Source organism: Brevundimonas vesicularis NBRC 12165 (assembly GCF_001592205.1).
In the GTDB taxonomy this organism is placed as follows: Bacteria; Pseudomonadota; Alphaproteobacteria; order Caulobacterales; family Caulobacteraceae; genus Brevundimonas; species Brevundimonas vesicularis.
Window position 1 is genome coordinate 1 of record NZ_BCWM01000039.1, and the last position, 1,195, is coordinate 1,195.

General features: G+C 64.4%; 1 protein-coding gene. It reads right to left on the reverse strand.

All coding sequences use genetic code 11. From position 1 onward, the window contains the following. Positions 1–5: 5 nt before the first annotated feature. Positions 6–1,195, reverse strand: a 1,190-nt coding sequence (tuf, locus tag BVE01S_RS16395) for an elongation factor Tu (RefSeq protein WP_084375481.1), incomplete at its 5' end; no start/stop codon positions are given.

Consider the following 1,195-nt stretch of genomic DNA (forward strand, 5'->3'; position numbering starts at 1 on the left):
TCTTCTTACTCGACGATCTTGGCCACGACGCCGGCGCCGACGGTGCGGCCGCCTTCACGGATGGCGAAGCGCAGGCCTTGGTCCATCGCGATCGGGGTGATCAGCTCGACGTTCAGCTCGGCGTTGTCGCCCGGCATGATCATCTCGACGCCTTCCTTCAGGTGAACGATGCCGGTCACGTCCGTCGTGCGGAAGTAGAACTGCGGGCGATAGTTCGTGAAGAACGGGGTGTGACGACCGCCCTCTTCCTTGGTCAGGATGTAGGCTTCGGCCAGGAACTTGGTGTGCGGGGTGATGGAGCCCGGCTTGCACAGCACTTGGCCGCGCTCGACGTCTTCACGCTTCGTACCGCGCAGCAGCACGCCGACGTTGTCGCCCGCCTGACCTTGGTCCAGCAGCTTGCGGAACATTTCCACGCCCGTGCAGGTCGTCTTCTGGACCGGACGGATGCCGACGATCTCGACTTCCTCACCGACCTTGACGATGCCCTTCTCGACGCGGCCCGTGACCACGGTGCCGCGGCCCGAGATCGAGAAGACGTCTTCGACCGGCATCAGGAACGGCAGGTCGACCGGACGCTCCGGCTGCGGGATGTAGGCGTCGACGGTTTCCATCAGGGCCAGAACGCGCTGTTCGCCGATTTCCGGGTTCACGCCGTCGGTCGCGGCCTTGGCCGAACCCTTGGTGATCGGAATGTCGTCGCCGGGGAACTGGTACGACGAAAGCAGCTCGCGCACTTCCATCTCGACCAGCTCGAGCAGCTCTTCGTCGTCGACCAGGTCGACCTTGTTCATGAAGACCACCAGGGCCGGCACGCCGACCTGACGGGCCAGCAGGATGTGCTCGCGGGTCTGCGGCATCGGGCCGTCAGCGGCCGACACCACCAGAATCGCGCCGTCCATCTGCGCGGCGCCGGTGATCATGTTCTTCACATAGTCGGCGTGGCCGGGGCAGTCGACGTGGGCGTAGTGACGGTTGGCCGTCTCATATTCCACGTGCGCGGTGTTGATCGTGATGCCGCGCGCCTTCTCTTCCGGCGCAGCGTCGATGTCGGCGTAGTTCATCGCCTTCGCGCCGCCGGCCTTCGCCAGCGTCATCGTGATCGCAGCCGTCAACGTCGTCTTGCCGTGGTCAACGTGACCAATCGTGCCGATGTTGCAGTGCGGCTTCGTCCGTTCGAACTTTTCCTTGGCCA